21 protein-coding genes are annotated in these 19,256 nt (G+C 63.2%); 6 read left to right on the forward strand and 15 right to left on the reverse strand.

Annotation, left to right across the window (positions count from 1 at the left end):
- Nucleotides 1–213 precede the first annotated feature (213 nt).
- The 9 genes from ACSQ26_RS21015 to ACSQ26_RS21055 all read right to left on the reverse strand — a co-directional run bounded on the left by ACSQ26_RS21015 (nt 214) and on the right by ACSQ26_RS21055 (nt 8,893).
- Nucleotides 214–1,278, reverse strand: coding sequence for a YeiH family protein (locus ACSQ26_RS21015; RefSeq protein WP_436012309.1), 1,065 nt, complete (start codon nt 1,276–1,278; stop codon nt 214–216).
- 181 nt (nt 1,279–1,459) lie between these two features.
- Nucleotides 1,460–2,125 carry an SGNH/GDSL hydrolase family protein gene (locus ACSQ26_RS21020; RefSeq protein WP_436012311.1) on the reverse strand — a complete coding sequence of 222 codons (666 nt, stop codon included), beginning with the start codon at nt 2,123–2,125 and terminating at the stop codon, nt 1,460–1,462.
- A 47-nt stretch (nt 2,126–2,172) separates the two neighbouring features.
- A complete protein-coding gene (locus tag ACSQ26_RS21025) occupies nt 2,173–2,994 on the reverse strand; it encodes a 3-methyl-2-oxobutanoate hydroxymethyltransferase (protein WP_436012313.1) in 822 nt (273 codons plus the stop codon).
- 5 nt (nt 2,995–2,999) lie between these two features.
- Nucleotides 3,000–3,455 carry a D-ribose pyranase gene (gene rbsD / locus ACSQ26_RS21030; RefSeq protein ID WP_436012315.1) on the reverse strand — a complete coding sequence of 152 codons (456 nt, stop codon included), beginning with the start codon at nt 3,453–3,455 and terminating at the stop codon, nt 3,000–3,002.
- Nucleotides 3,452–4,402 carry a ribokinase gene (locus tag ACSQ26_RS21035; RefSeq protein WP_436012317.1) on the reverse strand — a complete coding sequence of 317 codons (951 nt, stop codon included), beginning with the start codon at nt 4,400–4,402 and terminating at the stop codon, nt 3,452–3,454. Before ACSQ26_RS21035 ends, rbsD begins: the two co-directional genes overlap by 4 nt.
- An 11-nt stretch (nt 4,403–4,413) precedes the next feature.
- Nucleotides 4,414–5,925, reverse strand: a complete 1,512-nt coding sequence (locus ACSQ26_RS21040; RefSeq protein WP_436012319.1) for a sugar ABC transporter ATP-binding protein — start codon at nt 5,923–5,925, stop codon at nt 4,414–4,416.
- Nucleotides 5,926–5,984: 59 nt separating this feature from the next.
- Entirely contained in the window at nt 5,985–6,956 is a 972-nt protein-coding gene (locus tag ACSQ26_RS21045; protein WP_436012321.1) for a sugar ABC transporter substrate-binding protein, read from the reverse strand.
- A 36-nt stretch (nt 6,957–6,992) separates the two neighbouring features.
- On the reverse strand, nt 6,993–8,015 hold the full coding sequence (locus tag ACSQ26_RS21050; protein WP_436012323.1) for an ABC transporter permease: 1,023 nt from the start codon (nt 8,013–8,015) through the stop codon (nt 6,993–6,995).
- A 101-nt stretch (nt 8,016–8,116) separates the two neighbouring features.
- Nucleotides 8,117–8,893, reverse strand: a complete 777-nt coding sequence (locus ACSQ26_RS21055; RefSeq protein ID WP_436012325.1) for a phytanoyl-CoA dioxygenase family protein — start codon at nt 8,891–8,893, stop codon at nt 8,117–8,119.
- A 143-nt stretch (nt 8,894–9,036) separates the two neighbouring features.
- Between ACSQ26_RS21055 and ACSQ26_RS21060 the strand changes: the two genes are divergently transcribed.
- Nucleotides 9,037–9,900, forward strand: a complete 864-nt coding sequence (locus ACSQ26_RS21060) for an AraC family transcriptional regulator (RefSeq protein ID WP_436012327.1) — start codon at nt 9,037–9,039, stop codon at nt 9,898–9,900.
- Nucleotides 9,901–10,030: 130 nt separating this feature from the next.
- Here the strand turns inward: ACSQ26_RS21060 and ACSQ26_RS21065 are convergent, their stop codons facing one another.
- The 6 genes from ACSQ26_RS21065 to ACSQ26_RS21090 are packed head-to-tail and all read right to left on the reverse strand — an operon-like array spanning nt 10,031 to nt 14,392.
- On the reverse strand, nt 10,031–11,290 hold the full coding sequence (locus ACSQ26_RS21065) for an ABC transporter substrate-binding protein (RefSeq protein WP_436012329.1): 1,260 nt from the start codon (nt 11,288–11,290) through the stop codon (nt 10,031–10,033).
- Nucleotides 11,291–11,337: 47 nt separating this feature from the next.
- Nucleotides 11,338–11,760 (reverse strand): DUF4440 domain-containing protein, encoded by a 423-nt coding sequence (locus tag ACSQ26_RS21070; RefSeq protein ID WP_436012331.1) that lies wholly within the window; start codon nt 11,758–11,760, stop codon nt 11,338–11,340.
- On the reverse strand, nt 11,757–12,809 hold the full coding sequence (locus ACSQ26_RS21075; RefSeq protein ID WP_436012333.1) for an aldo/keto reductase: 1,053 nt from the start codon (nt 12,807–12,809) through the stop codon (nt 11,757–11,759). Before ACSQ26_RS21075 ends, ACSQ26_RS21070 begins: the two co-directional genes overlap by 4 nt.
- A complete protein-coding gene (locus ACSQ26_RS21080; RefSeq protein ID WP_436012335.1) occupies nt 12,806–13,165 on the reverse strand; it encodes a TIGR04076 family protein in 360 nt (119 codons plus the stop codon). The genes ACSQ26_RS21075 and ACSQ26_RS21080 overlap by 4 nt, the downstream gene beginning before the upstream one ends.
- A 1-nt stretch (nt 13,166) precedes the next feature.
- A complete protein-coding gene (locus ACSQ26_RS21085) occupies nt 13,167–13,655 on the reverse strand; it encodes a DUF3830 family protein (protein ID WP_436012337.1) in 489 nt (162 codons plus the stop codon).
- Nucleotides 13,652–14,392 carry a GntR family transcriptional regulator gene (locus tag ACSQ26_RS21090; RefSeq protein WP_436012339.1) on the reverse strand — a complete coding sequence of 247 codons (741 nt, stop codon included), beginning with the start codon at nt 14,390–14,392 and terminating at the stop codon, nt 13,652–13,654. Before ACSQ26_RS21090 ends, ACSQ26_RS21085 begins: the two co-directional genes overlap by 4 nt.
- Before the next feature lie 123 nt (nt 14,393–14,515).
- Between ACSQ26_RS21090 and ACSQ26_RS21095 the strand changes: the two genes are divergently transcribed.
- Genes ACSQ26_RS21095 through ACSQ26_RS21115 form a run of 5 tightly spaced genes read left to right on the forward strand, consistent with a single transcriptional unit; the run spans nt 14,516 to nt 19,221 of the window.
- Nucleotides 14,516–15,316 carry an ABC transporter ATP-binding protein gene (locus ACSQ26_RS21095; RefSeq protein ID WP_436012341.1) on the forward strand — a complete coding sequence of 267 codons (801 nt, stop codon included), beginning with the start codon at nt 14,516–14,518 and terminating at the stop codon, nt 15,314–15,316.
- Nucleotides 15,313–16,059, forward strand: a complete 747-nt coding sequence (locus ACSQ26_RS21100) for an ABC transporter ATP-binding protein (protein WP_436012343.1) — start codon at nt 15,313–15,315, stop codon at nt 16,057–16,059. The genes ACSQ26_RS21095 and ACSQ26_RS21100 overlap by 4 nt, the downstream gene beginning before the upstream one ends.
- Nucleotides 16,056–16,964, forward strand: coding sequence for a branched-chain amino acid ABC transporter permease (locus ACSQ26_RS21105; RefSeq protein ID WP_436012345.1), 909 nt, complete (start codon nt 16,056–16,058; stop codon nt 16,962–16,964). The genes ACSQ26_RS21100 and ACSQ26_RS21105 overlap by 4 nt, the downstream gene beginning before the upstream one ends.
- Nucleotides 16,961–17,938: a branched-chain amino acid ABC transporter permease gene (locus ACSQ26_RS21110; RefSeq protein WP_436012347.1), complete on the forward strand. Its 978-nt coding sequence runs from the start codon at nt 16,961–16,963 to the stop codon at nt 17,936–17,938. Before ACSQ26_RS21105 ends, ACSQ26_RS21110 begins: the two co-directional genes overlap by 4 nt.
- The gene (locus ACSQ26_RS21115) at nt 17,935–19,221 is read left to right on the forward strand and encodes an NAD(P)/FAD-dependent oxidoreductase (RefSeq protein ID WP_436012349.1); all 1,287 of its coding nucleotides are present in this window, start codon (nt 17,935–17,937) and stop codon (nt 19,219–19,221) included. The genes ACSQ26_RS21110 and ACSQ26_RS21115 overlap by 4 nt, the downstream gene beginning before the upstream one ends.
- Nucleotides 19,222–19,256 lie beyond the last annotated feature (35 nt).

Here is a 19,256-nt window from a genome sequence, read left to right on the forward strand (position 1 = left end):
CCATCAAGGGGTCTGGCCAAGTGAACTAGAGTCGGCCTCCGCAATCAACCCAAAGCTTGAGAACCGCCGCACGAAATCACCGCACGAGCCATCCGCCATCGACGGGCAGCACGGTGCCGGTCACGTATGACGAGCGGGGGCCGCGAAGAACAGTACGGCGGTCGCCGGAGCACGCCGGGATCTCCATGAGAACGGCCCGCCTGATATCATCGCTCAGACCCCGATCCGTTCGGGGCCGAGCAACAGCATGGCCACCAGCACGAAAACCGCGAGGAAGACCGTATCGGCAACCAGCGCGCTGATCGCCCGACCGCCGACCTTGGATATCGATGCAAGCGATGTCTTGACGCCGACGGCGGCGATGGCGACGAGCAACGCCCAGCGCGACACTTGGCCCGCGAGATCCGAGACGATGGGCGGCACCGTCACCACCGAATTGAGGGCCGCAAGCAGGATGAAGATGATCACGAAACCCGGCAGGAGTGGCGGGCGGCGCGTACCGGCGGGTGCCGTTTGCCGGAACATCAACACTGCGGTGAGGACCACCGGCGCCAGCATCGTCACTCGGATCAGCTTGACGAAGACCGCCGTTTCGCCGGCGGGCACGGATACTGAAAAGCCTGCGCCGGCGACCTGTGCGACATCATGGATCGTCGCGCCGAGGAACATGCCGATCTCGCGCTCAGGCAGCCCGAGCGCCGTTGCGATCACCGGATAGAAGATCATCGAGAGCGTCGAGAGCATGGTCACGCCGATGACAACGAAACCCATTTCGCGCTCGGCCTCCTTCTTGTCGGGGCGAGCAATCACCGCCGCAATCGCCATGGCGGCCGAGGCGCCGCAGATTGCCACGGCGCCACCCGTCAGCATGCCGAAGCGCGCATCCTGACCGGCGAACCGGGCGACCAGGATGCCGAAGGCAATCGTTCCCGCAACCGCAACCGCGATCAGAATGAGCATGACCGGCCCAAGCTCAGCGAACATGCCGAGGCTGACGCGCAGCCCCAGGCAGGCGATGCCGAAACGCAGCATAGTGCGGGCGGCGAAATCCAGCCCCAGCAGGCTGCGTTCGTCTTCCGACAGGAAATGCAGGGCGAGGCCGATGAGGATCGCAAGCAGCATGGCCGGCGCGCCGTAATGTTCCGAGAGGAAGGCGGCGGCCAGAGCGATCATCGTGGCGACGGCAAATCCGTGAAACCGGAGCCGGCATGCGGCAAGCAGGCGTTCCCTCAACGGTCCACCGGCACTCGGGCCATCCTTGGTGTCGGCGTCGTCCATGCATGATCCCCCAATCGCCGCACCCTTTCCCTAAGGAGCGTCGATTAAGTATATACAAATAGCCGAGCCGATACAGCACCCGTCGTTGCGCAAGCGACATATGTTCCATCACCGGCGCTGCCGAACCAGCGCGTGATCCCAAGGGAAACGCTTGCTCTGCCATTCGATTGCCAGGGCGATCTCAGCTGCTGCCGAATATCGCCTGTACCTTGCTGGCGACGGCCTTGCCCAGATCGGCATTGTTTTGGGCTGTCAGGTGGATGCCGTCTATGCCGCCGGTGGCGATCACAGCGCCGGCATCGAGGAAATCCACCTTGAAGAAGCCGGCAAGTGCCGCGTAATGCCGTGACAATTCGCGGCTCTTGGCCTGCGCACCGTCGAAGGTCAGTTGCAGCCAGGGGTCAGTCATATCGGCGAGCGGCGGTGGCGACATCAGCAACATCCTTGGCGCTGGATAAACGGTGCCGACGCCGCCGGCGCTGGTCGCGACCTGGAGCAGCAGTTTCGACATGCCGACCGTGATGTCGTAGGCATTCCGGTTGAAATATGTCTTGGTATCGTTGGTGCCGAGCAGCAGGATCACAAGGTCGAGCGGCAGATGGGTCGCCAGTGCCGAGGGCAGATAGGTGCTGCCGTTGAGCCGGGGATCGGTGGGATCGTCGAGATCCGTCGTCCGGCCGCTCAGGCCTTCTTCGATGATTTCGAAACTGTCGCCGAGATGGGTGGCAAGCACGCCCGTCCAGCGCTCCGCGAAGGGATAGCGTGTCGTAGGCACGACCTCCGCGATCGGCATCCATCCCCAGATGAGCGAGTCTCCGAAACAGAGGATACGCTTCTTGCCATTCATGCTCGATCTCCCCCAAAACCGCTGCCGCAATAAACCGTCAGCCGACCCTATTTGTCGAGTGTACCCAGGAACTTTTCCATCTCTTCGGCTGTCATGTCAGCCACATCAGCTTTGCCGGGAAAATCGCCAGTCTCCACGGCCGAGCGGAAGCCGGACAATGCGCGTATCCGTTCGCGGCGCACGGCGTCATGCAAGCTTGCAAGATCGCCCCAGGCACGGGCGTGACGCGGCAGTCGTGAGGCCTCGCCGCAAATATCCGATGTGAACAGGAACATCACATCGGCATCGGGGCCGGAGCCGAGCGATACGGTCACCAGTCCGGTGCGCCGGTTTATCTCGGCCATGGCAGGCGCCGCGATCACCTCGCATTCGACGGCGAAGGCACCGGCATCCTCCAGCCGCCTGAAGCGATCCCCTAGTTCGAGCGCCTCGGTCGCGGTCTTGCCGACCGCGCGGATACCGCCCAGCCAGGTCGATTTGCGCGGCACGAGGCCGAGATGGCCCATGACGGGTATCTGCTCGTCGGCCAGCATCTTGACCGTCTGGTAGCCGCGACTGCAGAGCACCGCGTCCGCCCCTGATGTGACTGCCGAAAATGCGGTCCTCATGATCTCATCAGGCGTGATCGCTTCGGCAAAGCCCAGCGCGGCGGTCACAAACACCGATTTCGACCCCTCCCGCACACGCGTCACATTGGCAGCACGGCACACCACCATTTCGATACCGGCGGCCTCGGCGGCAGCGGCTTCGTCCGGTGTCTCCGCCGTGACCTGCGTCGCATGCCGGCCGCTGCCTTTCAGCGCCCTGAGCCCGGCAACGGTCTGGCTGCGATTGACCTCACGGCCGCCGAAATCGAAGATGCGCGGCATCGGCGCTACATCTTCCTGGCGTAATAATCCGGCGCGACGACGCCCGGCTTGTTGAACCACTGGGGCACGTCGACGCCGGAATAGAGCAGGATGTTGCCCCAGGGATCGAAGGCGCCGGTGCGGACGATGACCTTGGCCTTGGCCGCCATCTCGCTGAGGATGGTGGCATGCGGAATGGGTGCGAATTCCGCGCCCGAGAACAACCGCTCGACCTTGGCAAGCAGCGGCTTGTTGTGGACCTTGATTTCCTCGGCGTAGGAGACCTTCTCGGCGATAAAGTTCGCGGCGATCGGAGCCAGCACCGTTTCAAGATCGGGCACATCAGGGGTTATCGCGAGGTCGATGCGCCAGGTGGTGGAGGGGATGGGGAAGCCGGCATCGCAAACGATCATCAGGTCGCCATGCCCCATGGAGGCGATGGCGTGCGACAGTTGGGCGTTGAGCAGACGGTTGCGGTTCACGGGCTGTCCTTCCATACGGTTTTTCTGGCTTCTTCAAACAGTGCATCGGCGGGCGCGCGGTCCGGCAAGCCGGGAATGACGCCGAGGCGGGTGCAGGCCAATCCGCCGCAGACGACGCCGAAGCGCACCGCATCGACGATGTCGCGGCCCTCGGCGAGCGCCACGGCAAAGCCCGAATTGAACGCATCGCCGGCGCCCGTTGTATCGACCACCTCGACCGTGATCGCCGGCACCATCACATCGAGTTCATCGGTGAGAACAAGCGCACCGGTGCGTCCGAGCGTGACGACGACATTGCGGACGCCCCGGCGGCGGAGCTCGCCTGCAAGTTCGCGCGACGAGCGCGGATCGTCGGCCGGCAGGCCGAGCAGGATGCGCAATTCGCTTTCGTTCGGCGTGAGATAATCGACATTGGCGAAGATCGCGTCGGGCAGTGCTCGCGCCGGCGCTGGATTGAGGATGGTCTTGGCGCCGTGACGCCGTCCGAGCTCCATGGCGCGCGCTGCGGCTTCGACCGGAATTTCGAGCACCGTCATCACAACATCGCTTCTCCGGATGCGCGCCTCTCCTGCATCGACGGCGGCGGCATCCAGCAGCTCGTTGGCACCCATGTCGAGAATGATGAAATTCTCGCCCTTGTCGTTGAGGATGATCATGCCGACGCCCGTGGCGCGCTCCGATCGCACCGAGAGCAGTGATGAGTCGACGCCCTCGGCTGCGTAAAGATCGGTCGCGATGCCGGCGAGCTTGTCGGCTCCGATCATGCCGAGGAGCGCGGAATTGGCGCCGAGCCGGGCCGTAGCCACAGCTTGGTTCGAGCCCTTGCCACCCGGTCCCATGTCGAAATCCCTGCCGAGCATGGTCTCGCCGAAGATCGGCAGTTTCGACGCCCGCATGGTCAAGCCGACCGCGAACGAGCCCACGACCGTGATTTCCGGTTTCTTCATCGCACCCTCGTTCATGATGTCATTGCGCGCGCCAGGACGGCTTCCTCGTTGATCCCGGCGCCTTCGAGTTCACCTGAAATCTTGCCGCCGCGCAATACGAGCACGCGCGACGTATTCATGATCAGTTCGGGCACTTCGGACGAAATCAGCAACACCGCCACGCCTTCGCCGGCGATGCCGCGGAGGATCGAATAGATTTCAGCCTTGGCGCCGACATCGATGCCGCGGGTCGGCTCGTGCAGGATCAGCAGACGCGGATTGGTGACAAGGCTGCGGCCGAGAATGATCTTCTGCTGGTTGCCACCCGAAAGCGTGCCGAGCTTCTGGGCCAGATGGGAAATGCGCGCATCGAGCCTTGCCACCTGCGCCCGCGCCTCGCGCCGGATCATGCCCCGCTGCAGGAAGCCGGCGATGGAAAATCGCGGCAGAGACGCAGAGACAACATTGTCGGCGACGCTCATCGAAAGCAGGCCACTGGCACCCCGGCGATCGGCGGGGACGAAGGATAAGCCCTTGCATATGGAGGCCATGGGATCGTGGGCACGAAGCTCTTCGCCGCCGACAAACACCTGGCCCTGGCGCTCGAACAGGCCGAAGAGCGCCTCGCCAAGCCCGTCCTTGCCGGAATCCGGCAGGCCGCCGACACCCAGGATTTCGCCAGCACGCAGATCGAAACTGATATCATCGATGCCGGGGGCGACAAGGTTTCGGACCGAGAGTGCGACATCGCCCTGAATGCTCCTGGAAGACTCATCCTGCGACCACGGCCGTGCCGTGCCGAGATCCCGGCCCACCATGCCGCGGATAAGCCGGCTCTCCGTCAATTCGTCATTATCGAGTGTTTCGATCGCCCGGCCATCCCGCATCACGCTCACACGGTCGGCGATCGCGAGTACCTCACGCAGGTGGTGCGAGACATAGATGACGGTCACGCCTTCGGCCTGGAGTTGCTTGACGATCTCGAACAGGCGCTCGCTCTCTCGGCGTGACAAAGCGGAGTTCGGCTCATCCAGCACCAGGACGCGGGCATTCTGGCGGATCGCGCCTGCAATTTCGACGAGCTGCTTCTCGGCGATCGAGAGCCGTGAAACCCTGGTATCCGGATCAAGCGCGCCCATGCCGAGGCGCGTGAGCGCCGCCTTGGCCTCGCGCCGCATTTCCGCGCGCGGCACCAGCGAGATCTGCGGCCGTGCGGCCATCGCCGACATCATGATGTTTTCGGCCACCGTCATGGTCTGACAGAGCGCCAGCTCCTGATAGACGACGACGATGCCCGCCGCGCGGCTGTCGAGCGACGAACGGAAGCGCACCGGCTTGCCGTCGATATGCACCTCGCCCTCGGTCGGATGCAGGTCACCCGCCAATATGTTCATCAACGTCGATTTGCCGGCGCCGTTTTCACCGACGACGGCATGCACCTCACCCGCCCTGAAGGCGAGCGAGACATTGTCGAGCGCGAGCACTCCGGGGAAACGCTTGGTGACGCCATGGATCTCGACGATATGGGAATGACTGCCTGACATGTTCACCAATCTCTGGAAAGACCGCCGGCGGCTGCCGGCGGTCCTGGGAGGACGTCAGGTTATTTCTTCGCCACTTCGGCAATGTTTTCCTTGGTATAGATGCCGACGCCGGTATCGAGATTGTCGATCGGCTTGCCGCTGAGGAATGTCACTAGCATGTCGACGGCGGCATAGCCCTGCTTTTCAGGCGCCTGGTCGATGGTCGCCTGGATATTGCCGTTGCCGACCAGTTCCACGGTCTGGTCGAGAAGGTCAAAGCCCACCACCTTGACCTTGTCGGTCTGGTTGTTGCGCTGGACCCATGTGCCGGCAGCCGGCGTCGAGCAGCATTCGAGCGACAGGAGGCCGGTAATGCTCGGGTCGGCCAGCATGGCGTTTTCGATCGCGGAATAGATCTTCTGCGGATCGCTGCCCGTGTTCAGCGTGTTGACGATCTCGATGTTGGGGCCGGCGGCCTTCAGGCCTTCGCGGGCACCTTTTTCGCGGTCAAGCGACCATTGCGCGGCGGCGTCGAGGGTAACGATCATCACCTTGCCCTTGCCGTCGAGCACCTTGGCCATCAGCTTGCCGGCCTCGACGCCGGATTGCACCAGATCCTGGCCGGCGAAGGCGAGGCGCTTGCTGTCCGGATTGTCGGTATTGTAGGTGACAACAGGGATGCCAGCTGCCAGCACGCGGTCGATGACCGGCGCGAGTGCGTCGGTGGAGACGGATGAAACCGCAAGGCCATCCATCGTGCCCATCAGGGTCTCGATTTCATTGATTTGGCCATCCGCGTCGGAGCCGACCGGGCCGATGAACTTGGCGTTGACGTTTTTCTCGCTGCTGGCGCGTTCGACGCCTGCCTTGAGGAAGGGCGCGAACTCGTTCGATACGTCCTGATAGGAGACGTAGAGATCGAGCTTCTGGCCGGCGTCGAGCTTGGCCTTGATACGCTCCGCCAGCTTGAAATCGGCGAGCTTCTGTTCGGCATGTGCTGCAACCGGTACGAGGGCAATGGCTGCGGCAAGAAGAAGATTTCTCAGTTTCATTGTCAGTTCCTCCCGTTTTTCGTTTTGCTGACCGCCTCAGCTGGCTTTTCGCGAACTCCATTTGTCGATACCAACCGCGATGATGATGACGAGGCCGATCATCAGCTCCTGGACAAAGGGCGATACGCCCATCAGCACCAGCCCGTTTCGCATCACGCCGATGATCAGCACGCCGAGGATGGTTCCGAGAATGGTGCCTTCGCCGCCGGAGAGCGAAGCGCCGCCGACGATAGTCGCGGCGATCACGTCGAGCTCGAGTCCAAGGCCGGTGCGCCCGGCCTGCCCGCTCGGCAGAAAGGCCATGCTGAGAATGCCGGCAAGTGCAGCGAGAAAACCCATCAGCACGAAGGCGCAGATCTTGACCTTGTTGACCGAGATGCCCGAGACGCGCGCCGCCTTGGCGCTGCCGCCGACCGCAAAGATGCGGAAGCCGAAATTGGTGTAGGACAGGATAATCCAGGCGATGAGGGCGACGATAATGAAGAAAACGAGCTGCATCGGAATGACGGTGAAGAGGTAGCCCTGACCCATCGCCGTGAACGTATCGAACACCTCTGGCACCGCACCCTTGCGGACATTGACCGTCACCGGCTGGCCGCTGGTCATCAATAATGCGGCGCCGCGCACCACACTCAACATGCCGAGCGTGGCGATCAGCGACGGCAGCCGCCCATAGGTCGAAAGCACGCCGTTTATCAGGCCGATGGCGATGCCCACCGCAAGTCCAACCGCGAGCGCGGGCATCAGCGACCATCCGAGCACGATCAGCATGCCTGTCGCCAGGCCCGACATCGCATAGGTCGAGCCGACCGAAAGATCGACCTCGCCCGATATCAGCACGAAGGTCATGCCCACGGCCATGATGCCGAGCAGGGACACCTGCCGACCGACATTGAGCAGATTCAACGATGTGAGGAAGCTGTCCGTCGCCAACGACAGGAAAAGACAGAGCACCAGCAGAGCGATGAACACGCCTGCTTCCCGCGCTCGCAGCAGGCGCGCGAGCGAGAACCGGTCGACGGCTGGCGCCTGTGCGCCGGTCCTGACCGTATCGGCCATATCCTATCCTCCTCATGTGGGCCGGGCGCGCCATGCGCCTGGCCTGTTCGTCTCCTTGTCCCATCTCCTCAGCGGGATTTCGGATCGTCGGCAGCCAGAAATCAGGCGGCTTGCTCGGGCAGGTTCCGGAACGTGCCGGCCGGTACCTTCTTCAAGGCTTCATAATTGCCGTATTCGCGGACACGCTTGAACGGCGCATTTTCCACCGCGTTGTAGGAACTGATATAACCCCAGCGATAGGTGTTCGAACGATTGGCATCCGAGCGATGCAGCAGGTTGCCATCGAAAATCAGCGCGTCGCCGGCTTCCATTTCGACGTACATGTGCTCGAAGCGCTTCAGCGCCGCCTCGAGATGTTCCTGCTCGACATTGGTCTGATCGTTTTCGCGGATATGGTTCAGGCGACCGAGCTTGTGGGTGCCCTTGAGAACCTGCAGGCAGCCATTCTCCCGGGTCGCCTTGTCGAGCGAGACATAGATGCTCATCATTTCAGGCGCCAGGCAGCCGTAATTGTACCAGTAGCCGAAATCCTGGTGCCATTCCCAGGCACCGCCTTCGTTCGGCTGCTTCATCGTCATCTTGTGGCTGTAGAGATAGATCGGCTTGCCGATCGCATCCTCGGCGAGATCCACCAGACGTTCGTCGCGGGCGAGGTAGCCGTACTGATCGTCCTCGGCCTTGTTCCACATCTTCAGCAGGGTCATCTTGCCTTCCTTGTCGCCCTTGGCCATCACGACGCCGGCCTTGCTCTCGGCTTCAAGCTGGGCTCGGGCCCGGCTGCGGAAAGTGTCGACCTCGTCGCCGGTCAGCAGGCCGGACCGGATGATATATCCATCCCTGTTATAGGCGGCGGCCTCGGCTTCATTCATCGTAAGCATCATGATCTCCCAAAATCAGGTCTTGCCGAGGTATCGGCAGTTCCATGGATGTTACGGATGCGCATCTCGTTGAAGAGGAAACTAGGCGCAGTTCCGGCAGAGAGAAATGGACAAACAATTCCATTTCTTTATATAAAACGCGCATGGAAAAGAAGTCGTCCTTCCTGGAGAGCCTGCATTATGTTCCCGACACGATGTGGACGGCAGCCGCCTACACGATCGTCCGGGCCGGCATGGTATCGGCCGGTCCGGACTACCGCGTGGTGCGGGACAGGCATGTCGGGCAGGATATCCTGTTCTGCCTGAGTGGTGCCGGCACCGTCGAGACACTCGGCCGGCGGTTTGAAATCGGACCGGGGCAGCTGGCGTGGATCGCCAACGAACTTCCACATGCACATTACGCACATCCCGAGAATCCATGGACCTTGCGCTGGTTTCGGGTCGATGGACCGAACACCCTGGCACTGCGCGAGAAAATATTCGGGGATTCCGAGCCGATCGTCAGCGTCGCGGAGCCGATGGTACTGCAGGCCTGGTTCGACCGTCTGTTCCTCGCCATGCGGGGCGGCGGCACCGGTCTCGATCTCCGGCTCAACCAGTTCGTCGGCGAATTTCTCTCGATCGTCGATACGGCCGTGCGCGGCGATGGACAGGGCGGATCGCCGGAACAGTTGAGCGCCGTGCTGCTGGCGATGCGCGGCGATTTGGGCCGTTCGTGGAGCGGCAAGGATCTCGCAAGCCTAGCTGGACTGAGCCCTTCACATATCAGGCGCCTGTTTCGCAAACATCTCCGCACCAGCCCGCATCAATGGCTGCTGCGCGAGCGGCTGACGCACGCCCAGGCACTGATCTCAGACAGCGGAATGGCCATGTCCGAAATCGCCGAAGTCTGCGGCTTCTGCGATGTCTATCACTTCAGCCGCGAGTTCAAGCGCTCGATCGGCATCCCGCCCGCCACGTGGCGCAAACGCGAGCATGGTAAGGTGAGTTATGTTTCCGGCGGTTGAGCGGGATCACAAGTCTTGAACGGTGGCTCGCTGGACTCAAACCGGCGAGCCCATCATCACAACACAACATCGCCGTTCACGAGCGCCAGTCTATCGAGGGGCGCTAGGCGCCCCTCGATCGGGTGTGACCTTAGTTGATCTTCTCCATCAGTTCGTCGACCTGTTGTGTGGTCATCTCGCCTGTCGTCTCGACCTTGCCGTCCTTGATCTTCCAGAGCCGGAACGGGCCGGTGATGTCGCCATACTTGTCGAAACTGACCGGGCCGATGACGCCTTCATACTTGATCGGCTTGCCTTCACTGATCAGCTTGAGCGCCTTGGCGAACTCCTCCTTGCCGGCATAGATCGGCGTGCCGGCGGGATCGACCACTTTGCTGATCGCGTCCTTGATCTTGGCCGGGTCCTGTGAACCAGCAATCGCGATTGCGAGGCCGGCGATGGCGCCGGCGTCATAGGAGCGGTCGGCGGCCGGGTTCGATGGCTCAATGCCGGAGAAGTCCTTGTAGTTTTTCATGAAATAGTCGGTCGACTTCGTCGGGTTGGTGCCGGACGACGTACCGTGCGCCTCGTTGAGGTATTCGGCGCCGACCGATTCGATGAAGTCAGGGCTGTTCATGCCATCATTGAGAAGGAATTTCTGCACTCCGCCCTGCGAGATCCAGGTGCGCGCGATCGTTGCGCCATCGACGGGCGTGCTGACGAGGTAAAGACCGTCAGGCTCACCACCCATCGCGGCGGTAACTTCCGAAGCATAGCTCGACTGCTTCTCGTTATAGGGCGTGACCGAGACGATCGTGCCGCCAAGCGCCTTGTAAGCGCGCGAGAACTCGGCGACCATGTTGACGCCGAAGTCGTTGTTGACATGGACGATCGCAAGCTTCTTGAACCCGCTGTCGATGGCGTATTTCGCGGCCGCTATGCCTTGCAGCGCATCCGACGTGATGGTGCGGAAGAAGATGCCGTTGGTCTTGCCGTCGCGGGCGAGCGCCGTCAGCGTCGGCGAGGACGAGGCCGGCGAGATCTGCACGATCTTGGCAGGCCCGGTGACCGAGGTCAGGATCGGGATCGACACGGACGAAATGATGCCGCCGATGACGAGCGGCACCTTCTTGACCTGAACCAGCTGCGTGGCGGCATCAACCGCGATGTTGCCCGCACTCTGGCTGTCGCGCGTGTCGGTGATGAGATCGCAGCCCAGCACGCCGCCGGCATCGTTGATGTCGCGGAACGCCATCTCGACGGACTTGGCGCCGGCCTGGCCGTATTCGCCCGCTGGTCCGGTCAGTTCCATGACCAGGCCCACAGTGACCTTGCAGTCAGCGGCGTTGGCAATGCCTGATGTACCGCCCAGCAGTAGTGCGGCGGTCAATTGTATCAGTGTCTTCTTCATCGTGGTTCCCTTTTTCGGTGTGATTTATTCCCAGTTTCCGAACCCGTCTATTCAGCCGCCTGCATCCAGGTTTCATGCAGATGGCGCCATTCGACGCCGTTGGGCGCCGATGAACTTTCAACGAAAAGTGCCGAGGCGCGCCTCGCGGTTTTCACGCCGCGGCGCTCCTGCTTTTCGATATAGGTGACGACGATCATGTTCCCGGCTTCCCAGCCGGGCGTGACATCGGCGATCTCGATCGCATAGTCGCGGTCGAAGGTCGCCCGGTTATCGCGGACATAGGATACTACCGCGTCGCGATCGAGCATCATGCCATCAGGCGGGATCATCAGCATGCCAGGCCCCATGACCTTGTCGAAACGGTCGAAGTCTGTGGCATCAGCCGTCGCCTTATCATACCAGGCGACGAAGAATTCGTGCAGCGACACGATCTCGTCGCGGGCTCGGATGAAGAGTGGCGACTGGCTCATTTTTTCCCCGCATTGAGGTTATAGTGCATGATCGAGCCGTGGCGGCCCGTCCGGTCGCGCTCCAGCGTATAGACGTCGCCTTCCGGGCCGGTGCTTCGACCGATGACGGCGCCGATATCGGCGAGATCCTCGGCGGAAAGCACGATGTCCATGATGCCTGCATTGGCCAGCGCATGGCTTTGGTTGCGGGCGCCGACGATGACGGCGGCGACATGCTCGCGGGTCAGGACCCAGGCGCTGGCGATCGTGGCGATATCGACGCCGTGACGGTCGGCAACGCCTCTGAGCGACCCCAGCAACTCCTGGTAAATATCCCAGCCGCCAAAATCGTCGATGATGAGCTTGTACTTGACGAGCGATCGGTTCTCGAGATGCATGTCCGGCTCAGGCTGGCCGAGCCACCGGTCGCTGAGGAAGCCCCCGGCAACAGAGCCGTAGCACAGGAACTTGAAACCGTGGCGCGCGGCGAGTTCGGCCACATGATGCGTGGGCCTCTGGTCGAGCACCGAATATTGCAGCTGCTGGCTCACCAGCGGCACGCCCGCTCCGATGATCTCGGTCAGCCGCGGCGCATCGAAATTGGTGGTCCCGAGATTGCGCACCTTGCCTTCGGCGCGCATTTCGTCGAGCCAGCCCATCGCGTCGACATAGCCTTTGGAGCTGTAATCCCACCAATGGAACTGGACGAGGTCGAGCCGTTCCGTCTTCAACCGCTTCAGGGACTGTTCGACGATACCCCTGATATAGTCGCGGCTGATGCGCGGCAGGATCTCGAGATCCGGCACCAGCTTGGTATGGACCTTCATGCTGGCGGCGACATCCAGCCCGCGTTCCGATGCGAGCTTGAGCCGCGCAGCACCGATCAGTTCCTCGACGCCGGTATAGATATCGGCGCAGTCATAGGTCTTGATCCCGGCATCGAAGGCGGCGATCAGGTCGTCGACCGCCTGCGCGCGATCGATCGCCCCATGTCCGCCCGCGAGCTGCCAGCCGCCGCGGATGACACGGGAAATCGCATAGTCCGGCGTGAGTTCGAAGGTCCTGGTCATCGTGGTTCACTTTCAGTAGGCAATGGCACCGCCGTGGTCTCGGCATGACTGAACCGCCGCTTGCCGAGTCGCACGATCCTGAGGCGGCTGCCGCAATTTGGGTCCGGACAGGCGATCTCGGCATCCGAGGTCATCCAGTCGTTAGGGTGCGTCTCGCGCTGCTTGGCGGCGAGGAGCGGCAGCACCGCCGAGATCGAATAGATCGAGAAGCCCTGTCCCGCCGGCATCGACATCATCTCGCCGCGCAGCTCGAAATGGTCGCCCGGCTTGGCGCCGCAATAGATCGGCTTGCCCTCGGGGATCACGGCCTCGACGCGGAGGTCGTAGAGCTCGAAACCATCGTCGATAGCGCTCATCTCATGCCTCCGTCCGGCTGAATGTGACGTCGCAGGCGCCGTTACGGCGAATGATGCCGCAGGCCGCCGCGAAATGATCCCGCTCCTCGAGCGCCACCTGGGCGACGACGCTGCCGGCGAGCCAGCCGATCGGAAACAGCATCCGCGCGCCTGCACCGTAGAACAGGCCGATATCGAAGATCGCGTTCGGATTGCCGCCCCACATGCGCGGCGGCACGTAAGCGAGCACGATATCGCCCGGCTGCGGATTGAGGGTCGCGTTCTCGGCCGGCAGCGGCTTTGCATAGGCCGCGCCCTCAAGATGATCAGACGGGACCGGGCAAGATATTTCCGGCCCCGTCCACATTGCATGGATGCCGCCGACAATGCGGGGTTCGGCGAGATACTCCCACAGGAAGGCTGCGTTGTCGGGCGCCTTGCCATCGAGCAGCAGCGCCTTCACCGAAAGGCCGGATCTCGGTTCTTCGATCAGGATTGCACGGGTCGTCATTTGCTCGTCTCCCTCAGCTTTTCCTCGGCGAGCATCTTGCTGCGCAGATATTCGAACGGCCGAGAAATGTCGGCGGCGAGCGCCTCGCGCGCGGCGTCGACATCCTTGGTCGCCAGCGCACTGACGATGCGGCGGTGGTATTGGGCGGTATCGACCTCGCCCGCCTCCGAGAAGGCGTAGATCGCTACGCGGATGCAGGGGCCGGATTGCAGCCACAGACTCTCGATCATCGGCATCAGCACGGACGAGCCGCAGGAGCGATAGATCTCGAAGTGGAATGTCTGGTTGAGCGTCACCTCGCGGTCGACGTCCTTGGGCTGCTTGAGCGCGCGCATCTCGTCCCATTCGTGCAGCAGCGCCTCGATACGGGCGAAATCCGGCCCGGTCATGCGTTCGGTGGCGAGTGCGATCGCCTCGCCTTCGATCAGGATGCGGGTGCGCAGAAGATCGGCCATGCGCTCGATCGTGATCGGCGGCACGCGGGCAGAGCGGTTCGGCAATGCCTCCAGCGCCTTCTCCGTGATCAGCCGGCCGACCGCCTCGCGCACCGGCATGGTGCTGGTGGCGAGCGCATCGGCGAGACCACGGATCGTCAGCACCTGGCTCGGCTCGAACATGCCGCCGATCAGCGCGCGCCGCAGCTCGGAATACACCCGATCCTGCACGGTCTCGCGGCCCACCGGCATCAGTTGGGCGGAAGAGAGGTCGTTGCTCTTGTCGGCTACGGCTGGTCGCATCGCGTCCTGTTTCCCTCGCAATTTTTTCCTTGCCAATTATTTTAAGCTTAATATTGTGATCATTGCAAGTGTGATCACAAATCAAAAATCACGAGGCGACAAACGCTTCGGCCAGAGGGTTAGATGGGCGCAGGGGAAGCAAGAAAGTTGGAACCGCCAGGTTCCGCCGTGCTGAGCGCAAGGAACGTCATCCGACGTTTCGGCGGCCTTCATGCCGTCAACGACGTCACCTTCGACGTCCGCCACGGCGAAATCCTCGGCTTGATCGGTCCGAATGGTGCCGGCAAGACCACGATGTTCGACCTGCTCGCCGGTAGCCTGCCAGCGACGTCGGGCCAGATCATGCTTGGTGGCATCGACGTATCGCGCGAGATGCCGCATCGTCGCATCGGTCGCGGCCTCGGACGGACCTTCCAGATCCCGCGGCCGCTGGCCAATCTGAGCCTCGTGGAAAACGTCATGCTCGCCGCGCAGAACCAGGCCGGCGAGAAGCTGCTCGCCAATTTCCTCAATCCCTTCCGCGTCGCCGCCGAGGAGCGCGCGGCCGAGAAGAAGGCGATGGAACTGCTCGATCTCCTGCTGCTTTCGCGTCTCGCCCACGAGCCGGCGCGCGTGCTCTCCGGCGGCCAGCGCAAGCTGCTCGAACTGGCGCGTGTGATGATGGCCGACCCTGCGATCATCCTTCTCGACGAGCCGGCGGCGGGCGTCAACGCGACGTTGCTCGAAGTCATCATGGACCGCATTCGCGAGATCAACGCGCGCGGCGTTACATTCCTTCTCATCGAGCACAATATCGATATGGTCACCCGCCTCTGCCACCGCGTCCTGGTCATGGCGAGCGGGCAACTGATCGCCGAGGGAACGGCAAGCGAGGTCGCCCGCGACCCCCGCGTCATCGAGGCCTATCTCGGGGGCGCGGCATGACGCGCCCTGTGCTCGATGTGTCCAACCTGGTCGCTGGCTACGAGCCCGGTGTGCCGATCGTGCGCGGCGCGTCGATCCGTGTCGATCCCGGGGAGATCGTCGTCGTACTCGGCCCCAATGGCGCGGGCAAGTCGAGTTTCATCAAGGCGATCGCCGGCTTGGTTCCGGTCTCTGGCGGCACGGTCCTGCTCGATGGCGACGATATCACAACGCTGCCCGCTCATCAGATGGTGCGCCGGGGCCTCGCCTTCGTGCCGCAGACCGAGAACATTTTTCCGCTGATGAGCGTCGAGGACAATCTGCGCACCGCCGGCGGCATCCTCAAGCCGAAGGTCGCGGCAGAGCGCATCGAGCGCATGTACGAGACATTCCCCGACCTCAGGAGCTTCCGCCGCAGCAGCGCCGGCAATCTCTCGGGCGGCCAGCGGCAGATGCTCGCCGTCGCCCGCGCCTTGATCGTCGAGCCGAAGCTGCTCGTGCTGGACGAGCCCTCGGCCGGCCTCTCGCCAAAGCTCGTCTCCATGGTCTTCGCGATGCTGAGCGACATTCGCCGCGCGGGCATGACCATCCTGCTCGTCGAGCAGAATGCCAGGGCGGCGCTCGCGATCGGCGACCGCGCCTATGTGCTGGTGGAGGGCAGGCAAGAGCATGAGGGCGTGGCCTCGGAGCTTTGGAACGATCCCGTCGTCGCGGAACTCTATCTCGGCCAGCGCGCCCACCAGCCGTCGGGAGGCCAGCCATGAACCTGCAATTCATTGTCGACGGCCTGCTCACAGGCTCGATGATCGGCCTCGGTGCCATCGGCGTCACGCTAACCTATTCCATCCTTCGCTTCTCGAACTTCGCCCATGGCGACTTCATGGCCTGGGGCACTTATGCGACGCTGGCCGTGGTCAGCGCCATCGGCGCGATATCAGGCAAGTTCGCGCCGATCGGCGCGCTCTCCTTCGGTTGGCCGCTGATCGTCGCCACGATCGCCGGCGCTATTATAACCGGGCTGCTGGCGCTGGCGCTCGACATCGTGCTTTTTGCCCGCCTTAGGGCACGCGGACAGGCGATCATCGTCGTGATGGCGAGCTTCGGTGCTTCGATGGCGCTCCGCAGCCTGCTCGAATTCATCTTCACCTCGCGGCCGGCCTACTTCAGCAAGGCGATCCAGATGGCGATGCCGGTAGGATTGGGCATCCGCGTCACGCCCGACCAGATCGCACTTCTCATCGTCACCGCCGTCTTGGTCGCCGCTACCCACTTGCTGATGACGCGCACCCAGACGGGGCGATCGATGCGGGCCGTCAGCCAGAACATGGCGCTTGCCCGGGTCGTCGGCATCGATGTCGCCTGGGTCGTCCGGGTCACCTGGCTGCTCGGCGGGGCGCTTGCCTGCGTCGCCGGCGTCATGATCGGCATCCTGGTTCAGGTCCGGCCGCTGATGGGCTTCGACATGCTGCTGCCGATGTTTGCCGCAGCCATTCTCGGTGGCATCGGCTCAGTCACGGGTGCCGTTCTCGGCGGGCTGATCATCGGCCTCGCGGAAGCCGCCGCCGTGCAGTTGATCGGCGCTGAATGGCGCGCCGCGATCTCCTTCATCATCCTGATGGGAGTGCTCTTCGTACGGCCGATCGGAATTTTCGGAGTGAGGGAACGATGATCGATCTTCTCGGATATGTCGCCTTCTTCCTCACCACGGCGCTTGTCTTCGCCCTGATCAGCCTCGGGCTGAACCTGCAATGGGGACTCACCGGCCTGTTCAATGTCGGGGTGGCCGGCTTCGTCGCGATCGGCGCCTATACGTCGGCGCTGATGACCACGCCCGACGATCCCGTCCGGTTCGGCGGCTTCGGTCTGCCGATCGTTGCCGGCTGGCTGGGGGCGATGCTGGTGGCGGGCATCGCCGCGGCGATCACCGGTTTCGCCACCCTGCGGCTGAAATCGGATTATCTCGCGATCACCACCTTCGGCGTCGCTGTCGTCGTTCAGCTGGTGGCGCTGAACGCGCAGAGTTTTACGGGGGGCGCCTTCGGCGTCGGCTTCATTCCAAGGCCCTTCGCGACGCTTGCCGAGACGCCATTTTACTTCAACCTCGCCAATCTCGCCGTGGTGTCCACAGTGACCCTGGTCGCATACCTAGCCCTCCAGCACCTCGCGCGCAGCCCCTGGGGCCGCGTCCTCAAGGCGCTGCGCGAGGATGAGCGGGCGGCGATCTCGCTCGGCAAGAGCGCCCGCTTCTACCGCGTCCAGGCCTTCGCCGTCGGCGGGGCGCTGATGGGGCTCGCCGGCGCTGTCCAGGCTCATTTCATCGGCTTCATTGCGCCGGACAATTACACGCCCATGCTGACCTTCCAGGTCTGGGTGATGCTGATCGTCGGCGGATCGGGCAGCAATCGCGGCGCCGTCATCGGGTCGGTGCTGGTCTGGGCGATCTGGGCCGGATCGGGCGCCCTCGTCAGCTCGCTTGCGCCCGCCGACCAGCAGGCCCGCGCCGCAGCACTGCAGATCGTCGCCATCGGCGTGATGCTCTGCGTGATCCTGCTGATCAGACCGAACGGCCTGTTCGGCAACCTTGTCGAACGCCGACGCCAGGCCCCGAAGCCCGCTGCCGAGACTTCCGGTCCATCCTCATGACCGCGATTTCGCTCTGGCACGCGATCGGCGGAGACTACCGTAAACGCCCGCCGCTCACCGAATCCGTTGACGCGGACCTCGCCATCATCGGCGGCGGCTTTTCCGGCCTGTCGACCGCCGTGCATGCGGCCGCGAAGGGCCTGTCGGTCGTGCTGCTTGAGGCCGAGATCATCGCCTGGGGGGCGACGGGCCGCAATGCCGGTTTCGTGGTGCCGAACTTTGCCAAGAAGGATCCCGACGACATCATTGCCGAGCTCGGCACTGAACGCGGCGAGCGGTTGATCCGCTTCGCAAGCAGCAGCGCCGATCTCGTCTTCGATCTCATCCGTCGTCACCGCATCGAATGCCAGGCCGAGCAAAGCGGCTGGATCCAGCCGGCCCATTCCGCCGTAGCTTTTGACAAGGTCAAATCACGCGCCGCCCAGTGGGCGAGTCGCGGCCGCCCGGTCGTCGTCATGGACAGGGCGGAGACCGAGAGCGTCACGGGTGCCAAGGGCTATCCCGGAAGCTGGACGGACCGTTCGGGCGGCGTGCTCGATCCCGTTGCCTATGCGCGCGGTCTGGCGGATGCCGCCGAGGCCGCCGGCGCGCGCATCTTCGAACGGAGCCCGGTGACCGCGATATCCCGCACCGGTGGCGGATATAGCCTGACAACGGCCACGGGTATCGTCCGCGCCGGCAAGGTCTTCATCGCCACCAATGCTTATGGCGGCGATTTACAGCCCGGACTTTCCCGAACCTACTTCCCGCTCCGCGTCTTCCAGATCGCCACCGAACCGCTGCCGCGCGAGGTCAGGAAGCGCCTCCTGCGCGGCAACCAGTCGGTGTCCGATACCCGCCGCAATCTCTTCACCTTCCGCTTCGATGTTGAGAACCGCCTCATCAGCGGGGGCATGCATGTCTTCGGTCCGGGTGCCGAGACGCGCGTGCCGCGCACCATCCATCGGCGTCTGGCCGCGATGCTGGAACTCGACGACATCCCACCGATCGCCTACGCCTGGTCGGGCATGGCCGCGGTCGAACCCGATTTCCTGCCTCATCTGGTCGACCTCGGTCCCGGCCTGATCGCCGGCTTTGCCTGCAACGGCCGCGGCATCGCGCTGACCACGGCGCTCGGCCGGGAAATCGCAGACTGGGCGTCCGTCACACCGGCCGACGACCTGCCGATCCCTTATGCCCCTCCAAGAGAGATCCCCTTTCACGGGATTCTCAAGCACGCACCCAATATACTGCTGCCTTGGAGCATGCTGCGTGACAGGCTCGACGAGGAGCGAAGCGCCTAATCATGTACGCGGCACGTCGACTCGCCCTTGACAGG

The sequence above is a fragment of the Rhizobium sp. LjRoot254 genome (assembly GCF_964254105.1).
GTDB lineage: Bacteria > Pseudomonadota > Alphaproteobacteria > Rhizobiales > Rhizobiaceae > Rhizobium_E.